Source organism: Halobacillus campisalis (genome assembly GCF_030345335.1).
Lineage (GTDB): Bacteria > Bacillota > Bacilli > Bacillales > Halobacillaceae > Halobacillus_A > Halobacillus_A campisalis.
Genome location: NZ_JAPVRC010000004.1, coordinates 100,393 through 116,162, shown reverse-complemented (window position 1 = coordinate 116,162; position 15,770 = coordinate 100,393). Strand labels below are relative to the sequence as shown.

The window sequence follows — 15,770 nt, the reverse complement described above, 5'->3', positions numbered from 1 at the left end:
CATATATAAGGGAGGGATCACATGTTTCTTCAATTAAATGATGTAGGGAAAACATTCGAAGATAAGGAAAAAGGAGAATTTGAAGTTTTTTCTAACATTGATTTATCAATAGACAGAAAAGAATTCGTCTCGCTATTAGGGCCTTCCGGCTGCGGGAAATCCACGTTACTTTCGATGGTAGCAGGCCTGGAACATGCTACATCCGGAACGATTCAGCTAGAAGACAAACAAATTAAACAAGCAGGCCCGGACCGGGGCATGGTCTTCCAGCAGCCCTCGTTGTTCCCCTGGCTGAACGTCCGTGATAACGTCACCTTCCCATTAAAATCCACGTTGTCTAAACAAGAAGCTGAAAAACGAGCCGACCACTTTTTAAAAATGGTTCACTTGAGCCGCTTCAAAAAACATTATACGTATGAATTGTCAGGCGGCATGCAGCAGCGAGTAGCAATCGCCCGCGCGTTAGCAATGGATCCTAAGGTCCTCCTTATGGATGAACCGTTTGGCGCGCTGGATGAGCAAACTCGTCACATACTCCACGATGAACTCATCAAAATTTGGGAAGAAACTCAAAAAACGATACTGTTCGTCACTCACAGTATCCAGGAAGCAATCAAGCTCTCTGATCGAGTCATCGTTATGGGCACTCGTCCTGGGCGTATTATCGCCGATTTTAACGTCGATATTCCGAGACCTAGAAAAAGATCTGATGAACGAGTGATAGAGCTAGAAGATAAAGTGATGAATCTGCTAAAAGAAGAAATCAATAAAGTACTGAAGGAAGAATTAAACAATGAACTTGAATATTCTCATTAAACGTATCCTTTTTCTTGTCGCAGTCGTTGGTATCTGGCAATTAATTTTCAGCGCAGGCGTTTTGGAAGAAATCATTTTCCCTTCCCCGCTCAGTGTGTGGGAAGCTCTTTATAACGGATTTACTACTGGAGATTTCCTCGGTGCATTAGGCGCTAGTTTCAGGCACTTATTCATAGGATTAGCGATGGCGATTGCTTTTGGCACAGTGATCGGCGTCATCCTTGGCAAGTCAAAGCAAGCGGATGAAACTGCCGGCATGTATTTAATTGCCATGCAGAGTATTCCGAGCATCGTTTGGGTGCCGCTCGCTATTATGTTATTCGGATTCTCAGAGTTCGCTGTTATTTTCGTAGTTGTTCTCGGTGGAACGTTTGTTATGGCGTTAAACGTACGAACGGCAATCCAAAGCGTTCCCCCTCAATTCATACGAGCCGCAAGAACGATGGGAACGAGAGGCATCAGCTCTTTTTTCAGAGTCGAAATCCCTTCAAGCGTACCTTATTTTATGACCGGGCTGCGCTTAGCATGGGCATTCAGCTGGCGAGCGTTAATGGCTGGCGAGCTGTTAAGTAACGGACCGGGGCTCGGCTACTCACTAGCCTACGCTCAGGATTATGCACGTATGGATCAGGTCGTTGCGATTATCGTCATTATTGGCGTTATCGGAGCAGTCGTTGATCAATTCGTATTTTCTAAACTAGAGAAAAATGTAAGAAACCGCTGGGGTTTATCTTAAATATAGAGAGGGAGAGTTATATTGAAAAAAATAATTACAGGATTCAGCTTTATTATATTAATCGGGATACTGGCAGCTTGCGGAAGCAGCTCCACTTCAGGCAGTGGAAACTCAGACAAAGATGAAGTGACGATCGGTTACTTCCCTAACATCGATCATGCTGCGGGAATGGTTGCAGAAGATAAAGGACTTTATGAAGAAGCATTACCTGAAGGTACAGACGTAAACTATCAATATTTCCCGGATGGCTCAGCCTTCATGACGGCGATTGAAACTGGAGAAATAGAAGGCGGAATTGTCGGACCGGGACCAGCAATGAACCACTTTACAAGCGGAGCGAAAATCAATATCGTTGCCGCTGGAGCGACGGGCGGTACCGTCATTATGGCTAGAAATGGTGCAGATATAGAATCTGCTGAAGATATTAAAGGAAAAACCTTTATCTCTCCTCGTGTCGGTTGTACACACGATGTTCAATTTGAAACGATGATGAAAAATGAATTCGGAATCACTTCTGATCGTCTGGACGGCGAAATGAAACACGTCACAGGTAAACCGGCCACTTACAGCAGTATGTTCGAATCCGGAAAAGTAGACGTAGCAGCCGTACCTGAACCATGGGCTGCTTACATCGAAGCGCAAGGTACTGGAGAAGTCCTTTTTCAAAATGACGAAGTCGCTCATAACGTAAATATGCCTGCTTCTGTTTTTGTAACTTCCGAGAAGTTGAAAGAGAAGGATCCAGGAATGATTCAAAACTTAGTGGATGCTCATAAAAAAGCGACAGACTTCGTGAATGAGAACCCAGAAGAATCGAAAGAAATCGCAATTGCACAAATTAAAGAAATCACCGATCAGGAACTATCCCAGGAAGTCGTAGACAGCTCATGGGAGCGCATGAACTTCACGTACGAAGTCGAAGCGAATGAAATCCAAATGTTTGCTGACTCCTCTTATGAACTTCAGTTCCTTGAAGAAAAACCGAACTTAAATGGGTTAGTCGATACGACATTCATTGAAGAATAAGCAAAAGAGCCTTTCCGATGTGGAAGGCTCTTTTTAATGAGAAATATAAGGGAAAATGTGAGCCTGCATCTTTGACTTCCACCGTTCAAAGGAAGGAATCAGCTGTTGGTTCAACGTCAGACTTTTCTTATCAGCCGCTTTTGCTTGTACCCATTCTTCAAACACTACAATTACATCATGGAAATCAGTCAACAGTTCCTGAGAATAGAAAGGATCATCGAGGACATCCACGATATGAGTATGAGACCGGTGCATTTTTTCAAAAGCCATGATCGTGTCCCTGAAGACGATCTTTGGCCTCTGATCATTCATGTTCGCTCCATCTAAGTACTGAAAAGCCTCGCTTACACCCGTCAACACCTGCATGTATTCATAAAGCATCTCCTGCTCTTCAACTGTACGCTGTCTCATTTTTTACGGTCCAAAAACATGCCGTCATACGAGGAGACACTTTGATAAGGATTCGTATAGCGCTGCGTGCTTGATTTCTGCCTTCTCATCTGCCGAAGCTCTACCTTCAATCCGTTAAAAAGAAATTCAAGCTTCTGATTAATATCGAGATCCAGACTCATCACAGTTTGAACGATTTCTTTATCCTGATTGGTTTGAGGTTGAGGAAGCTGTTGAATGATCGCCGAACGTTCACCAAGTAACCGCTGGATTTCCTGAACAACTTCCTGGCGATTATCGTCGGTGACTTTGCGATTCACTTCCTTAGATAAAAGTTCGGTGATCGTTAAAAATTGCCGCCATACCATACTAAGCTGTTCCGCCTGCGCCATATTGAGCTTTTCTGGACTGGAGAAGCACCTGTTTCCACGTATCACGGAACTCGGTCACCAGACCCTCCACCTCATCCAAAATAGCCGGATCATTTTGAATGTTAGCTTCGATTAGCCGGCGGTTCATATACTCATACAGCGGAAGAACGTCCTCGGCCACGGCGTAATCCTGATTCATCGTCACCATCAGTTCACGAATGATCGCCTGTGCTTTTTGAATGACGGTATTTTTTTGTTCGATCTCTTTATTTTCCATAGCTTTCTTACCAGCGCGGATGAATTTAATGCATCCGTTATAAAGCATCAAAGTAAGTTCGCCTGGAGAAGCTGTTACTACTGAGTTGTTTTGATAGGCTTGGATCGACATCTAAACAAACACTCCTTTTATATTATTACATCATACCTGCTGAAAAGTTTTGTTGAATATAAGCTGATTGTGAGTTCATCTCCTGAATTGCTTTCTCCATGGCACCAAATTCGGACCAGTAACGGTCTTCAATTTGAGTCAGCTTGCTCTCGAAGCTGAGCATACGCTGATCGACATTCACTAGTTCCCTGCCTAAAGAAAAACTTTGATTAGTGCTCGTTTCTTTTCCAGCCTTCCTTTCAATCGACGTTCGCGTACTGCCGATAATATCTTCAAGACGGCGGACGATCCCCTTCTCCTCACCCTCTCCATCATTAGCAAAAAGGGATTTTACAGAAGAAGCATCTTCACTTAAAGCATTGCGAAGCTTTTCTTCATCAATCTCAAGCTTACCACGGTCGCGGTAATTAGAGGACGTTTCAATGCCGATTTGCGAAAGAATATTAAATTCGCCGCCAGATTCGACCTTGCTGTACCAGCTCGTCCTCATTTGTGCAAGAGAGCCGGATAAGACAGAATCCCCTTGAAGCAGACCTTTTCTAGCCTGCTCCTCCCACTTTTCAATTTCATCCTCTTCCATAGCTTCTTTCTGCTGCTCGGTCAAAGGAGGGTAATCACGGTTTTTTCTTTCATTCAGCTTATCGCCCAGACTTTCGATGATGTCATTGTATTTATTAACGAAGTCAGTAATTTTTTCAACTGCTCCATCAACGTTATTAGTAACGTTGACAGTAGATTTCCCTACTTCGTGAAGAGTAAAGTCGACACCATTAACAGAGTAATTATTGTCATGGGACGTAATTTCAAAGCCACTATCATTATATGTGAACTTTGCGTCCCTCCCGCCTTTTTCTTCACCGCTCAGACCTAAAGTACTCGTTAAAAAGTTCGGTCCACCGCCAAAATCAATTTCTTTTCCAACGGAGTTGTAATTTCCCGTCTCATCTCGCTCAATCATCACTTTATCGGCATTTTTATCATAAAAAGCCCTCACGCCGATTTGAGAATCGTTAATTTCTTTTAGAACATCATTTAATGAATCACTTGAATCAATGGAAAACACATGAGATTTTTCTCCATCTTTTCCGTATGTCTTAATCTCAAAGTCACTTTCATCCAGCCCATTGGCAAAGAAACCTCTTTGAGAATCTAACGAAGCATCAGGGTCAAACTCATCGTTTCCACCCGTAATCGATCCTTCAGAGTAATTATAAGCAGCAGAGGCAAGTTGAGTAACCTCCAGACTATATCTGCCTTCCCCAGCACTCGAACTGGCTTTCGCACTCACGGCAGAATTTGAGGAAGAAGCCTCTTTTGATTGATATGTACGATCAAGCTTCATATCCAGTGCTAAATTATCAAGCTCAAGAAACGTCTTATTTACGTCACGGTACTCATCACGCTGCCACTCAAGCTTAGTCTTCTCCTGCTCCATCTTATTCAGCGGCATCCGTTCAGCTTCCATCAAATCTCTTATAATACTATCCGTATCAATACCGGAAGCCAGCCCGCCAATTCGCATATCACTCATCAAATCACCTCTTATATTTTGTCATCTACGATGAAACCTAGAAACTCAGCCATCGCCCCGTAATAATCAAGCATCTGTTTAGGAGGAATCTCCTTCACGACCTCTCTCGTCTTCATATCGACGATCGTCACATAGTACTCATCCAATTTATCATGCATCTCGAACCGCAAAGACGTCGGCTCATAATCCAACAGCTCATTCATTTTAGCAATAATCTCTCCAGCATGTAGTTTATCCGGCGCACCCCCGAGATAAGGAGTGCTCTTATCTTTTTCTTTCTGTATCTGCTTTAAATTCTCCTGTACAGCTGAAATATCACTAAGTTGGGTTGTGCTTCTGTGCAGAAGCTGTGATTGGCTCATGCTTTTTTTAACATCCACCTTCAACAACTCCCCATGTTATATGGTTTAGTTTTTATATCGGTTATTTTTTATGATTGTTGAGTGGTTAGATAAAATGGAGGTGTCTATTGTATGGCTGCTTTGTGGAAGGTTTCGGTGGTAACTGGGTTAGGAGGAGTAAATATAATTTCACGCTATTGATAAAATGAGAGAAAAGTTAACTTTCAATAACTCAGTCAAAAATTCCTCATAGTAAAAGGACCCTAAGGATAAGGTCCTTTCCATACATATTAACGTGGTAATTGAAGAGAAATCCTTGTGGCTGCTGATTGGCTTGAGCTAACATAGCTTGAGATGCTTGCCCTAAAAAAGAATTCTTCATTTGGGTCATCATTTCCTAGGCCATGTCCACATCTCTGATACGAGATTCTGTTGCTGTTAAATTTTCAGAAGACGTTCCAAAGTTGTTAATAGAAAGGACTAATCTATTTTGATAAGCTCTCATTTGAGCTCGTGAAGCTGAAACAGAGGGTATAGCCTTGTCAAGAGTATCAATTGCCGTCTGAGGAGTTTTTCAGCAAATCTAGTAAATTCCCTGAGAATGTAGCCGCTTCGGCGTTCTCTTCTTGTATTGCCACGTAGATTTCCTGGCGGTGAATTTCTACGTGCTTTGGTGCTTCGATCCCTAGCTTCACCTGACCGCCTTCGACAGATACGACTTTCACTTCGATGTCATCACCTATGCGGACGGATTCTCCTGATTTTCGATTAAGGACGAGCATAGGTTTCACCGCCTTCATTTGTAAACAGTGGATGCTTTGTGCGGTAGGTCGTTTGGTTCAGGATGATTTGCTTCGCCTGGCCGTTATTGATGTTCATAATGATCGGTGCCTGCAGATTAAGTGTGGACTGAGCGAACGGCTCTTTTACTGTGACGACAGTATATACGGCCACATCCTCAGGCTTAGTAATGCCAAGTCCTTCCTGTGATTTTTCGTCCAGGTCGAATTCATAATTTTTATAAAATAAATACGGATTCGTAACGATGAGCGCAACGCCCGCCTCATCCACTGATTGCAGGGCAAGATAAAGGCTGGTATCGTTTACCGGCAGCAATATGAATGTGTGATAGCTTTCAAAGCCCGGGATTCCTTTTTTAAACGTAATGCAGTCGTCTTCTTTCACTTCGATGTCGCCAAAGTATTTCGTCGCAATGTTCATGATTTCCACCTTCCTTACACTTTCCAGTCAATTTGTATATCCGGGTACTGCTGCATATAGGTGCCTACTTTTCCTTGCTGAAAGGAGGTTTCAGGGTCTCTTCTTTCCACATTAATGATCGGCTCGTTTCGCTGGACAGAAATATCAGCTTCGCCCGGCTGATAATGAAGATCCACTAACTCGTTGACCGGGGTGCGTCCGAGTTGAATGTCAAAGTCAAACCCTGAGTTGCGCTCGGCTTGAGACGCGATCGGGTTGCCTCCATTTTCTATCTTCATCAGCTCATCGCCTTCTGAAGAGACCCGGGCTATCCCCTGCATCCACTTTTGTTCACCGACTTGTGCCGTGTCTTTTGTCCGCAGAAGTGCATTTTTTAAATCAATATTGTGCCAGGCTTTTGTCTGATCGATTGTCAGCTTGCCCGGCCGCTGCTGAATAGACATGTCGGCTTTAGGCTGCTGAATCGATTGCTGCGCTTTTGGCTGACGGATCGTCTGCTCTCCTCGGTCTATATTTAATCCTAACCTGGCCGGTGTCGATTGAATTTGAATTTGTGGAACAGCCATCCATCAACCCCTCCTCTAAAAAATGAGACTGCCTCTGCGAAGAGACAGCCTTATCTAAGAAAGTCCATCAGCGATGGTTGAATGATCCTCGCTCCTACGCCCATCGCGGCACGGTGGACACTTTCTTGTGCTTTTAAATCGGTAATCACCTTTTCAATGTCCGCATCTTCATTGTCGGACATCATTTTAGTGGCACTTACTTGCTGAGTGCCTAAGCGGTCCTCAATCAGCTCCACCCGGTTCATTCGTGCGCCTAAATCGGCACGCTCACCTACAAAGCTGTTCACATGATTATCCATTTGGCTTAAGCTGCTGCTGAGCTCATCTTCGCTTGCGCCGCTTTCTAAATCAGAAGCAAATTTTTCTATATCAGCAAATAAGTCTTCGTTGAACACGGAGCCTGATGTAATGTTCGCCTGGATTTTCACTCCTGAGGACACTTCAATTTCTACCGGTGTATCAGTGACGTTTAGTTCGAAAGTATCTGAATCAATCGGTTTTTCCGTTGTATTCGCCCCATTGAAAATGTATTTGCCGTTGACTTGGGTGTTGCCAACCTCGGCCAAATGCTCTTTCAACTGGCGGACTTCTTTTGCTATGTTCTCACGTTCCTCGTCTTCGTACGTCCCATTGCTTGCCTGCACATTCAGCTCGCGGATGCGCTGAATCGCCTGGGTCGCTTCATCTAAAGCGGCATCACTGTTATCCATCCAGTTATGCACTTCTCCGATATTACGCTGGAATTGCTCCACCTGACCAAGCTGAGAGCGGTAGTTCATGCCTTTCATCGCCACTACAGGGTCCTGGGAAGGTTTACTGATTTTTTTGCCGGTTGAAAGCTGTTCTTGGTACTTTCCTAAATCGCCGTAACTGTTGCTTAAATTACGCAGCATATTATTTGATAACATTCCTTGAGTTACGCGCATGTGCTACTCACCTACCTTCCCACTACACCCATTTGATTGATAATACGATCCAGCATTTCATCCACAACGGTGATGTTCCTAGCCGAAGCATTGTACGCGTGCTGAAATTTGATCATGTTCGTCATTTCTTCATCTAAAGAAACCGCGCTGACGGACTGACGCTGCTGTTGTACTGAATCCTTCAGCGTGTTCGTATTGCCTTGCATGCGCTGGGCTTCTTGCGTTTCCACAGCCATGGCGCCGATCATAGATTCATAGTAATCGTCTAAGGACGTCTCTTCTCCGAATACCTCATTGGCTTCATTTTGCACGTTAGCTAAAGCCGAAGCATTACCTCCATCACCCGACAAAGGTTGATCCGCCGCTGCAATATGATCGGCGTCTGCTTTTATTTCATCCGTAATGTCTAATCGACGAGCCAACCCTTCGATTACTCCTTCTTCATTCTTCTCTCCTGCAACTTCAAAAAAGGCAGGGACTTCTGCATCGTTGGCAATACTGTTCAACGATTCTCCGCTCGTATGTACTTCGTTGAAAGCCTCAGCAAATCCTGTTGCCATTTTATCTAAATCACGCAGCATATTTTCATACGCTCCAATTGCATCACCGTCGTTGTTAAGATAACCGCCTGAATCCATTAAGCCTTTCAGCTTCCCGATGGAAGTGAAATTCTCCACTGTCATTTCCTCGCTGCCCAGTTCAACAGATGTAGCTAATCCTTCCCCGTTGGTATTGACATTCAACTCATTAGTAGAGTTATCTGCTCCATTAACTAAATTCGGCTCGAGGGCTGATCCGTTTTCACCTCTGATGGTAATATTTGCTTTCCCCATAGCCATCGCATCGGCGGATGACGGAGGTTCTTCGTAGGATACGTCGATATTCAAGTGTCCGGAAAGATTATCTATCAAGTTGTCACGTTCATCATATAAGTCGTTTGGAACCAAACCGTGAGGCTCCACTTCTGCAATTTGCTGGTTTAAATTATTAATTTGTCTTGCCATCGAATTGATCTCTTTACTTGTCACTTCGATTTCAGCTGAAATATCCTCCTGTACATCGTTCAACGTATTCGATAAGTAATTGAACGTCTCCGCTACAGCCTGACCACGCTGACGCACGACCGAACGTGCACCGGAATCTTCAGGATTGACCGCTAAATCCTGCAGGGAATTCCAGAAGCGATCCATCGTTTTGGACAAACCATCCTCAGAAGGTTCATTCATAATTTCCTCAAGGCGGCCAAGCTCTTCGGCACGAGCCTCATAATAACCCGCTTTATTATTTTCACCGCGATACTGATCGTCAAGATAGCCTACTCGAATTCGTTCAATCGCTCCGATTTGAACACCGCTGCCCACCTGCCCCGGGATTTCCGGACGGTTTCTTGAAGCCGGCGGATAAGGTCCGGATGATTCAAAATTAACTCGCTGCCTCGTATATCCTTCTGTATTAGCATTCGATATGTTATGCCCCGTCGTATGTAATGCAGATTGCTGGGCAAACAATCCGCGTTTGGCCACTTCCAACCCGCCAAAAGTTGATCCCATAAAACCTCTCCTCTTCGATTACGCCTGTGAATCGAATACGGAGCGATTCTGCCCGTTCGATCCAGATGCATGACCATAATTTAAATTATTTAAAGAAGGCTGCAATAAATCAAGCGACATATTTATGAACTGCAGCGACTGCTTCGTCAGCTCACCGTTCAATACTTCCTGCTGCTTCAAGTCGGCCAACACTAAAATGAAAGAGTTGTACACTTCTTCAAGCTGTTCACGATCCGGCCAACGGCTCCACTTAATAATATCGGAAACCTTCGGCACAGCATCCGCAAAGCCCTGCTTGCCAGCTGCCCATTCCTTAACGGCTGCACTGCGTTTCTTTTCTAACGAATTAATAGCTGACACATGTTTCCGCTCCTGTGACAGACACAATTGCAAAGCATCCATATCGTTCGTTTTCAAAGCTTCCGTCTTTTTCCTCGACAAAACAAGCAGACTTTCGTGCAGCTGCTTCATCCGTCCCAGATGATCGATAATTAATTTAGCTGTCAACGTCATTCTCCTTTACTTCTTATCCGAAAAGAAATCCACCATATTTCCAGCCGTCCGCTGGTGGTCAACTTTATAATTCCCATTTTCTACCTGGATTTTAATTTCATTTATATAATTTTGACGTGTCTCATTCGTTTTCCCTGAGTCTTGCAGCGCCTTACCGGCAGAAGAAATCTCTACTTTATCCTGCTGCTGTTTAACCGGCTGCTTCACTTCTTCCTGTTTGTTCAACTGCTTTTGATATGGATTAAAATTCGAATGGTTCGGCCCATTGATTTTCATATCATTCACCTCTTTCATTCCAGCCTGTCGTTACTTTGTATATCGTCCAATAAAGGAAACAGTTTAGCGGTTGTCATCATTCACCGTATAATAAGTCACAGGACCTAAGCCTTCCTTCTTATTACGAGCTTCCAGGTCATCCAGTTCACCCTGCTTTTGTACCCCAGACCTGATGGATACAGTACAGCTTTCACACAGACGCCCCTCACGGATCTCCGCCCCGCACCGCTCACAACCATAAGATAACGCCGGGAATTGGGCCGGGTGGAGCCGCTTCGACTTTACGAACTCACGTATCTTATACTCTTCCACACCCGTTTCCCTCACAATATCAAGAATCGCAGCCGTCCGGTTCTCCTTTTTCCTCACAAAAGAATACACCAATTGAAAATCCTCTTCCTCTCGCTTCACACAATCATTGCAGACTATCGCCGGCCCCTTCACAAACAACGCATGACACCTAGGACAATTCGCTAATTCAGCCATCACCCAATCCTCCAATACTACTCTTTTTCTATTATATCGGCAATAATACAGAAATCAAAAGATGCACTAGCGAAAAACCGTAAACGAATGCACTCGCGGACACCCATTCTCCCTAAGCAGACGAGCCAAATGCCTCACCGTCATCCCCGTCGTATAAATATCATCTACCAGCACCACCGGACATTCTACACTTTCAATAAGCTCAAACGGATTCTCCCCCATAATCCGTTCTACCCGTCCACGCTTCGACTGCTTCTCATTCCCTTTTCTTTTAAAAAAATGATGAGGAGACGCACCCAGCATTGTTATGACTGCTTCCGACTGGTTGAATCCCCGCTCCAACAACCTCTCCACACTCAAAGGAATTGCTCCAAGCTCTGCATCCATCCCGTGAAAGTGGTTTTTATACTTCGTCTGGACAGCTTCAGCAAAGGCATGGACGAGCGTAAAGTCCCCCCGATACTTCCAGCGTGCGACTAGCTCTTTTGCGAAATCGTTGTAACCAAACACCGACACATTCTCCTCAAGAACCCCGCTGTACTCCGACCGATTCCAGCGCTCACAGTCGAAGCACAAACCATTGCCATCTTTCCGTCCACATCCCTTGCAGCCGGGTTCATCGATGACAGCGAACTTCTCCATGCAGGAAACACAGAGTTTGATCGGCTTTTGCACAGTCAAAAAGCTGGTCCAATCCACTTTGGGAAGCACTTGTTCAAAACAGATGAGGCACCTCATAGCTCCTTCCTCGCTTTTTTGTTCATGTGAATGATGGCTTCCTGAGCATCAAGCATGGCGTTTGTTTTACCAAAATGGTAGAAAATGACGTCGCCATCAGGGTCTTCCGGACTTCGTCCTGCCCGCCCGGCAATTTGTACTAAGGCGGCTTCATCAAATACGTGGTGACCAGCGTCAATGACAAAGACATCGACGGAAGGAAATGTTACTCCGCGTTCTAAGATGGTCGTCGTCACAAGAATGTCGATTGTACGATCGCGGAACCGCTGGACTTTTTCGCCCCGGTCCGGGTCTTCTGCATGGACCGAGTCCACATTGAAGTCATTTTCAAGAAAGGCTTTAACCGCTCCTGCATAGGTGATCGTCGAAACGAAAAGCAGCAGCTGGCGGCTTCCTTTTTGCTGAATCTCAATTGTTTTTATTAAAGATTGAGGCAATCGCCCTTTGGATAACTGGCGCTTTAAGGTAGGAGTAAGCTTAAGTTTTGGTACGGGAAGAGGATGACCGTGGAAACGCTGCGGGATGAAAGCTGCGGGGAGCTTCCTTTTTCTTATTTTTGATTTTTCTTTTTTTCGAGGAGTAGCCGTTAAATAAATGCGCGCAGCGTCGGTTTTAGCAGCTCTTGCTGCAGCGAACTGAAGAGAATCATCGTTATGGTACGGGAAGGCATCGATCTCATCGATGATTACTACATCAAAAGCCCGCGAGTACCGATAGAGCTGATGGGTGGTGGAAATTAGCAGTTGGGCGTCTCCCTGCTTTTCTTCAGAATCTCCGTACAACGCCTGAATGGGAACTTGTGGGAACGCTTGTTGAAAGCGCGGAAGCAGCTCACGCACGACATCGGTACGTGGAGTAGCCAAGACAATTCGTAAGCCTTTCTGAAGAGCCGTGGTAATGCCGGGAAAAAGCATTTCCGTTTTCCCTGCCCCGCAGACAGCCCAAACGAGAAGCTCGCTTTTTTGTTCAATGGCTGAAACAATTCTTTGAGCAGCCGCCTCTTGACTGACCGTCAACTGTCCACCCCATCTGCAAGGATCGGCATGCTGAGGCCATACGACAGCTGCCCCCTCATATAACGGCTCACACTGAGTAATCCGTCCCATCATGATACAGTTTCTGCAGTATAAGCAGGTATTATTTTTACAAGTGGAGTGCGGAAAAACGGCGAACAAATAGGATCGATCATTACCGCAGCGCTGACAAACCGATTTGCCATTAGACGTGACGATCGAAGGGGTTTTGTTGAGGATGGACTGACGTACAAGCTCGTTGACGTCTTCCGGTGAAAAGGGGAATTCTTGCATTGTAAGCAGCTTTCCTGCTATCTGTTCAGGGGAGAAAGATATCTTTTCTTGAAGCACTATGATCACCTTCTTATTAGAGTAGAGCCTATTCGAGTCTCACAAATAGGCTCATGCTCAACAGTTAAGATTCGCGATACCATCCTAACCCCATCGCACCTTCACCGAGGTGCGTGCCGATGACCGGACCGAAATAGCTGATCGTCACTTCGACCTGATCGAACTCTGCTTCAATCTCCCGTTTCATCTGCTCCGCTTCTGCAGGACGGTTTGCATGGATGACACTTGCTTTGTAGCGGCCCTCGCTTGATATCGATTCTTCGAAGAGCGTAAGTATGCGCTTCAGCGCCTTTTTACGTGTGCGGATTTTTTCAAACGGAACGATTTTCGTATCCACAAAATGAAGCACCGGCTTCACCTGAAGCAAACTCCCTACGAATGCCTGAGCTCCGTTCAAACGTCCGCCTCGCTGTAAGTGACTCAAATCGTCCGCCATGAAGTAAGCCTGCATGGATTCTTTCATTTTATCAAGACGGGTCATAATCTGATCAGGAAGAGCTCCATTATTCGCCAGCTCAGAAGCTTCAAGAGCATAAAACCCTTGCATGAGACAGCTGGTTTCAGAGTCGAAGGGGTACACTTCTATATCGTCCACCATTTCACCCGCTGTAATTATCCCCTGGAACGTTCCGCTTATGCCGCTCGACAAGTGGATAGCAATTACGGCGTCGTATTCTTTCGCAAGCTCCTCCAGCTTTTCAGTCATCAGACCGATCGAAGGCTGTGATGTTTTAGGGAGCTGCTCATATTCCTTCACCATGTCGTAGAAATCATCTGTCGTAATGTCTACCTCTTCCTGATACGATTCCTGGCCAAATACGACATTTAGCGGAACCATATGAATATTCTTCGACTGCCTTGTTTTTTTAGGAATGTAGGCTGTACTATCGGTAAGTACCGCTGTTTTCATAGAACCATTCTCCTTACCTATGTATTTTTTATAGCTCTTTTCGTATATCTTCATTTTACTTGAATAACAATCTTGTTTTTATAGCCTAAACTCCTATCTTATTTCTCACTCAAATAAAATTAACAACTCTTCTAATTTCTAATGTAACACTTTTCACTTCTACTTTATATAAAAAACAGGCAAGCGCTCTATGCACTTGCCAAATCCTACTTATTATCATTGTAATGCCTCTTCGATTTTATTTATCATATCATCAGCTGAATACTTTCCATGTCCATTAATTCTCTTCAATTCGAACAGGGAATCTTCACCATACGAGACATCTCCGTTCTTTGTAGTAAAGCCGATTTTATACCCGACTTCTTGAGCAACCCTTATAGTATCACGGCTATAATTTCCATAAGGATATGCTATAGAAACAACGCTCTCACCTAACTGTTTTTCAATACTCTCTTTGGATTTTGAAAGGTCGCTCCGCAAACGATTTTCAAACGATGCTTGTGTTTCCAATTTATCACCTACGTACATTCTCTCAGTAATAACCCCTCTTTTAGTCCCACCCGCAGTCTTTCCTTTATAGTGAGAATCCCACGTGTGTCCTTGAAAAGTGAAAACATCTAAACTATCTCTAGCTTGGTCCCACGTCATCTTCGGAATTTCATTCGGAAAAGCATCCACATCATTACTCATACGGCTGGCAATCAAATTAATTGAAGCCTTCATCTCCAATTCTTTTAAAATGGGGTAAGCCAAATCATAATTACTGCGATACCCATCGTCAAAGGTAATTAATATCGGCTGTTCTGGAAGTTTCTTGCCTCTCTCTAAGTAATCAACTAAGTCATGATCTGTAATTGTGTTGTACCCTTTATTATGTATAGCTTTCATATGTGATTCGAACACTACAGGATCAATGGTTGCTCCAGTAGAAACTCCACTCGCCAAATGATGATACATCAAGACTGGAACATCCACTTCGTATGGATTGAATTCTTCGCCATCAGAATCAATGAAGACAGTACGTGTGCTATGATCCCAATCCACACCATACCCGAAGTTCTCTGAAAGGAACCTAAGAGGCACGAGTGTACGCTTACCCTTAAGCACAGGAGCTGCATCGTTAAGTACTATCTCACCGTTCTTTGAAGCCTCTTTCTCCCCAATCGTTAAGCTGATGACATCCTCTCCTCGAAACACCTTCACTTCTCGCTTAGTATGACTCCATTCAATGTCAGCTCCCAGCTTTTCCATAGTAAATCGAATAGGTACCATTGTTCTCTTGTTCATGAGTTGAGCCGGGGTATCATACTTCACTTCTTTCCCATCCAGCATGACTTTAACCTCCGCATGAAGGTTCCAGCTTCCTAACAACATAACTACTAAAATAGTACTTGCACAAACAACCAACACCCCAAACTTCATCTTCACATTCAACTACCCCAATCTCTTATGTACAAGTTACATAGATATTTAACAGGTATTATTTTACATGAATGTTGTGATATTTGCACTACATAATTGGTAATTAAAGATTTATTTATACCTATTATTCATGCTAGTGATTGTTCTGATGTATGGTTTTAGACCTATAAATTATTACATGTCATTGTATAACCTATTA

Annotated in this window: 20 protein-coding genes and 1 pseudogene; 3 read left to right on the top strand and 18 right to left on the bottom strand. The window is 44.2% G+C overall.

Annotated features, from left to right (window positions below; translation table 11 throughout):
- The first annotated feature begins 21 nt into the window (after positions 1 to 21).
- Genes O2Q26_RS10310 through O2Q26_RS10300 form a run of 3 tightly spaced genes read left to right on the top strand, consistent with a single transcriptional unit; the run spans position 22 to position 2,578 of the window.
- Positions 22 to 816, top strand: coding sequence for an ABC transporter ATP-binding protein (locus O2Q26_RS10310; protein ID WP_289215829.1), 795 nt, complete (start codon positions 22 to 24; stop codon positions 814 to 816).
- Positions 794 to 1,552, top strand: a complete 759-nt coding sequence (locus O2Q26_RS10305; protein WP_289215828.1) for an ABC transporter permease — start codon at positions 794 to 796, stop codon at positions 1,550 to 1,552. Before O2Q26_RS10310 ends, O2Q26_RS10305 begins: the two co-directional genes overlap by 23 nt.
- Before the next feature lie 21 nt (positions 1,553 to 1,573).
- A complete protein-coding gene (locus O2Q26_RS10300) occupies positions 1,574 to 2,578 on the top strand; it encodes an aliphatic sulfonate ABC transporter substrate-binding protein (RefSeq protein WP_289215827.1) in 1,005 nt (334 codons plus the stop codon).
- A gap of 33 nt (positions 2,579 to 2,611) precedes the next feature.
- Here the strand turns inward: O2Q26_RS10300 and O2Q26_RS10295 are convergent, their stop codons facing one another.
- The 18 genes and pseudogenes from O2Q26_RS10295 to O2Q26_RS10210 all read right to left on the bottom strand — a co-directional run bounded on the left by O2Q26_RS10295 (position 2,612) and on the right by O2Q26_RS10210 (position 15,571).
- Positions 2,612 to 2,989 carry a DUF8042 domain-containing protein gene (locus O2Q26_RS10295; RefSeq protein WP_289215826.1) on the bottom strand — a complete coding sequence of 126 codons (378 nt, stop codon included), beginning with the start codon at positions 2,987 to 2,989 and terminating at the stop codon, positions 2,612 to 2,614.
- Positions 2,986 to 3,336, bottom strand: a complete 351-nt coding sequence (gene fliT / locus O2Q26_RS10290; protein WP_289215825.1) for a flagellar protein FliT — start codon at positions 3,334 to 3,336, stop codon at positions 2,986 to 2,988. The genes O2Q26_RS10295 and fliT overlap by 4 nt, the downstream gene beginning before the upstream one ends.
- A gap of 1 nt (position 3,337) precedes the next feature.
- Entirely contained in the window at positions 3,338 to 3,727 is a 390-nt protein-coding gene (fliS, locus tag O2Q26_RS10285) for a flagellar export chaperone FliS (protein WP_289215824.1), read from the bottom strand.
- Between the two features lie 25 nt (positions 3,728 to 3,752).
- Positions 3,753 to 5,258, bottom strand: a complete 1,506-nt coding sequence (locus tag O2Q26_RS10280; RefSeq protein WP_289215823.1) for a flagellar hook-associated protein 2 — start codon at positions 5,256 to 5,258, stop codon at positions 3,753 to 3,755.
- Between the two features lie 11 nt (positions 5,259 to 5,269).
- Positions 5,270 to 5,638: a flagellar protein FlaG gene (flaG, locus tag O2Q26_RS10275; protein WP_289215822.1), complete on the bottom strand. Its 369-nt coding sequence runs from the start codon at positions 5,636 to 5,638 to the stop codon at positions 5,270 to 5,272.
- 208 nt (positions 5,639 to 5,846) lie between these two features.
- A pseudogene (locus O2Q26_RS10270) lies at positions 5,847 to 6,146 on the bottom strand (flagellin); the annotation flags it as partial.
- A gap of 4 nt (positions 6,147 to 6,150) precedes the next feature.
- Positions 6,151 to 6,381 (bottom strand): carbon storage regulator CsrA, encoded by a 231-nt coding sequence (gene csrA / locus O2Q26_RS10265; RefSeq protein WP_289215821.1) that lies wholly within the window; start codon positions 6,379 to 6,381, stop codon positions 6,151 to 6,153.
- A complete protein-coding gene (fliW, locus tag O2Q26_RS10260; RefSeq protein WP_289215820.1) occupies positions 6,368 to 6,820 on the bottom strand; it encodes a flagellar assembly protein FliW in 453 nt (150 codons plus the stop codon). The genes csrA and fliW overlap by 14 nt, the downstream gene beginning before the upstream one ends.
- A 14-nt stretch (positions 6,821 to 6,834) precedes the next feature.
- A complete protein-coding gene (locus O2Q26_RS10255) occupies positions 6,835 to 7,386 on the bottom strand; it encodes a DUF6470 family protein (RefSeq protein WP_289215819.1) in 552 nt (183 codons plus the stop codon).
- A 50-nt stretch (positions 7,387 to 7,436) separates the two neighbouring features.
- A complete protein-coding gene (gene flgL, locus O2Q26_RS10250) occupies positions 7,437 to 8,312 on the bottom strand; it encodes a flagellar hook-associated protein FlgL (protein ID WP_289215818.1) in 876 nt (291 codons plus the stop codon).
- Between the two features lie 11 nt (positions 8,313 to 8,323).
- Positions 8,324 to 9,862, bottom strand: coding sequence for a flagellar hook-associated protein FlgK (gene flgK, locus O2Q26_RS10245; RefSeq protein ID WP_289215817.1), 1,539 nt, complete (start codon positions 9,860 to 9,862; stop codon positions 8,324 to 8,326).
- Positions 9,863 to 9,880: 18 nt separating this feature from the next.
- Positions 9,881 to 10,375, bottom strand: a complete 495-nt coding sequence (locus O2Q26_RS10240) for a flagellar protein FlgN (RefSeq protein ID WP_289215816.1) — start codon at positions 10,373 to 10,375, stop codon at positions 9,881 to 9,883.
- A gap of 6 nt (positions 10,376 to 10,381) precedes the next feature.
- Complete coding sequence (gene flgM, locus O2Q26_RS10235; RefSeq protein ID WP_289215815.1) at positions 10,382 to 10,651, bottom strand: flagellar biosynthesis anti-sigma factor FlgM; 270 nt, start codon at positions 10,649 to 10,651, stop codon at positions 10,382 to 10,384.
- 63 nt (positions 10,652 to 10,714) lie between these two features.
- The gene (locus O2Q26_RS10230; RefSeq protein WP_289215814.1) at positions 10,715 to 11,137 is read right to left on the bottom strand and encodes a TIGR03826 family flagellar region protein; all 423 of its coding nucleotides are present in this window, start codon (positions 11,135 to 11,137) and stop codon (positions 10,715 to 10,717) included.
- A gap of 66 nt (positions 11,138 to 11,203) precedes the next feature.
- Positions 11,204 to 11,875, bottom strand: coding sequence for a ComF family protein (locus O2Q26_RS10225; RefSeq protein WP_289215813.1), 672 nt, complete (start codon positions 11,873 to 11,875; stop codon positions 11,204 to 11,206).
- Positions 11,872 to 13,239, bottom strand: a complete 1,368-nt coding sequence (locus O2Q26_RS10220; RefSeq protein WP_289215812.1) for an ATP-dependent helicase ComFA — start codon at positions 13,237 to 13,239, stop codon at positions 11,872 to 11,874. Before O2Q26_RS10220 ends, O2Q26_RS10225 begins: the two co-directional genes overlap by 4 nt.
- A 64-nt stretch (positions 13,240 to 13,303) precedes the next feature.
- Positions 13,304 to 14,149, bottom strand: coding sequence for a DegV family protein (locus O2Q26_RS10215; protein ID WP_289215811.1), 846 nt, complete (start codon positions 14,147 to 14,149; stop codon positions 13,304 to 13,306).
- A gap of 216 nt (positions 14,150 to 14,365) precedes the next feature.
- A complete protein-coding gene (locus tag O2Q26_RS10210) occupies positions 14,366 to 15,571 on the bottom strand; it encodes a stalk domain-containing protein (RefSeq protein ID WP_289216026.1) in 1,206 nt (401 codons plus the stop codon).
- Between the last annotated feature and the right edge of the window lie 199 nt (positions 15,572 to 15,770).

Coding starts and splice junctions, on each gene's coding strand:
- O2Q26_RS10310 (WP_289215829.1), top strand. CDS start 22: ATGTTTCTTCAATTAAATGATGTAGGGAAAACATTCGAAGATAAGGAA.
- O2Q26_RS10305 (WP_289215828.1), top strand. CDS start 794: ATGAACTTGAATATTCTCATTAAACGTATCCTTTTTCTTGTCGCAGTC.
- O2Q26_RS10295 (WP_289215826.1), bottom strand. CDS start 2,989: ATGAGACAGCGTACAGTTGAAGAGCAGGAGATGCTTTATGAATACATG.
- fliT (WP_289215825.1), bottom strand. CDS start 3,336: ATGGTATGGCGGCAATTTTTAACGATCACCGAACTTTTATCTAAGGAA.
- fliS (WP_289215824.1), bottom strand. CDS start 3,727: ATGTCGATCCAAGCCTATCAAAACAACTCAGTAGTAACAGCTTCTCCA.
- O2Q26_RS10280 (WP_289215823.1), bottom strand. CDS start 5,258: ATGAGTGATATGCGAATTGGCGGGCTGGCTTCCGGTATTGATACGGAT.
- csrA (WP_289215821.1), bottom strand. CDS start 6,381: ATGCTCGTCCTTAATCGAAAATCAGGAGAATCCGTCCGCATAGGTGAT.
- fliW (WP_289215820.1), bottom strand. CDS start 6,820: ATGAACATTGCGACGAAATACTTTGGCGACATCGAAGTGAAAGAAGAC.
- O2Q26_RS10255 (WP_289215819.1), bottom strand. CDS start 7,386: ATGGCTGTTCCACAAATTCAAATTCAATCGACACCGGCCAGGTTAGGA.
- flgL (WP_289215818.1), bottom strand. CDS start 8,312: ATGCGCGTAACTCAAGGAATGTTATCAAATAATATGCTGCGTAATTTA.
- flgK (WP_289215817.1), bottom strand. CDS start 9,862: ATGGGATCAACTTTTGGCGGGTTGGAAGTGGCCAAACGCGGATTGTTT.
- O2Q26_RS10240 (WP_289215816.1), bottom strand. CDS start 10,375: ATGACGTTGACAGCTAAATTAATTATCGATCATCTGGGACGGATGAAG.
- flgM (WP_289215815.1), bottom strand. CDS start 10,651: ATGAAAATCAATGGGCCGAACCATTCGAATTTTAATCCATATCAAAAG.
- O2Q26_RS10230 (WP_289215814.1), bottom strand. CDS start 11,137: ATGGCTGAATTAGCGAATTGTCCTAGGTGTCATGCGTTGTTTGTGAAG.
- O2Q26_RS10225 (WP_289215813.1), bottom strand. CDS start 11,875: ATGAGGTGCCTCATCTGTTTTGAACAAGTGCTTCCCAAAGTGGATTGG.
- O2Q26_RS10215 (WP_289215811.1), bottom strand. CDS start 14,149: ATGAAAACAGCGGTACTTACCGATAGTACAGCCTACATTCCTAAAAAA.
- O2Q26_RS10210 (WP_289216026.1), bottom strand. CDS start 15,571: ATGAAGTTTGGGGTGTTGGTTGTTTGTGCAAGTACTATTTTAGTAGTT.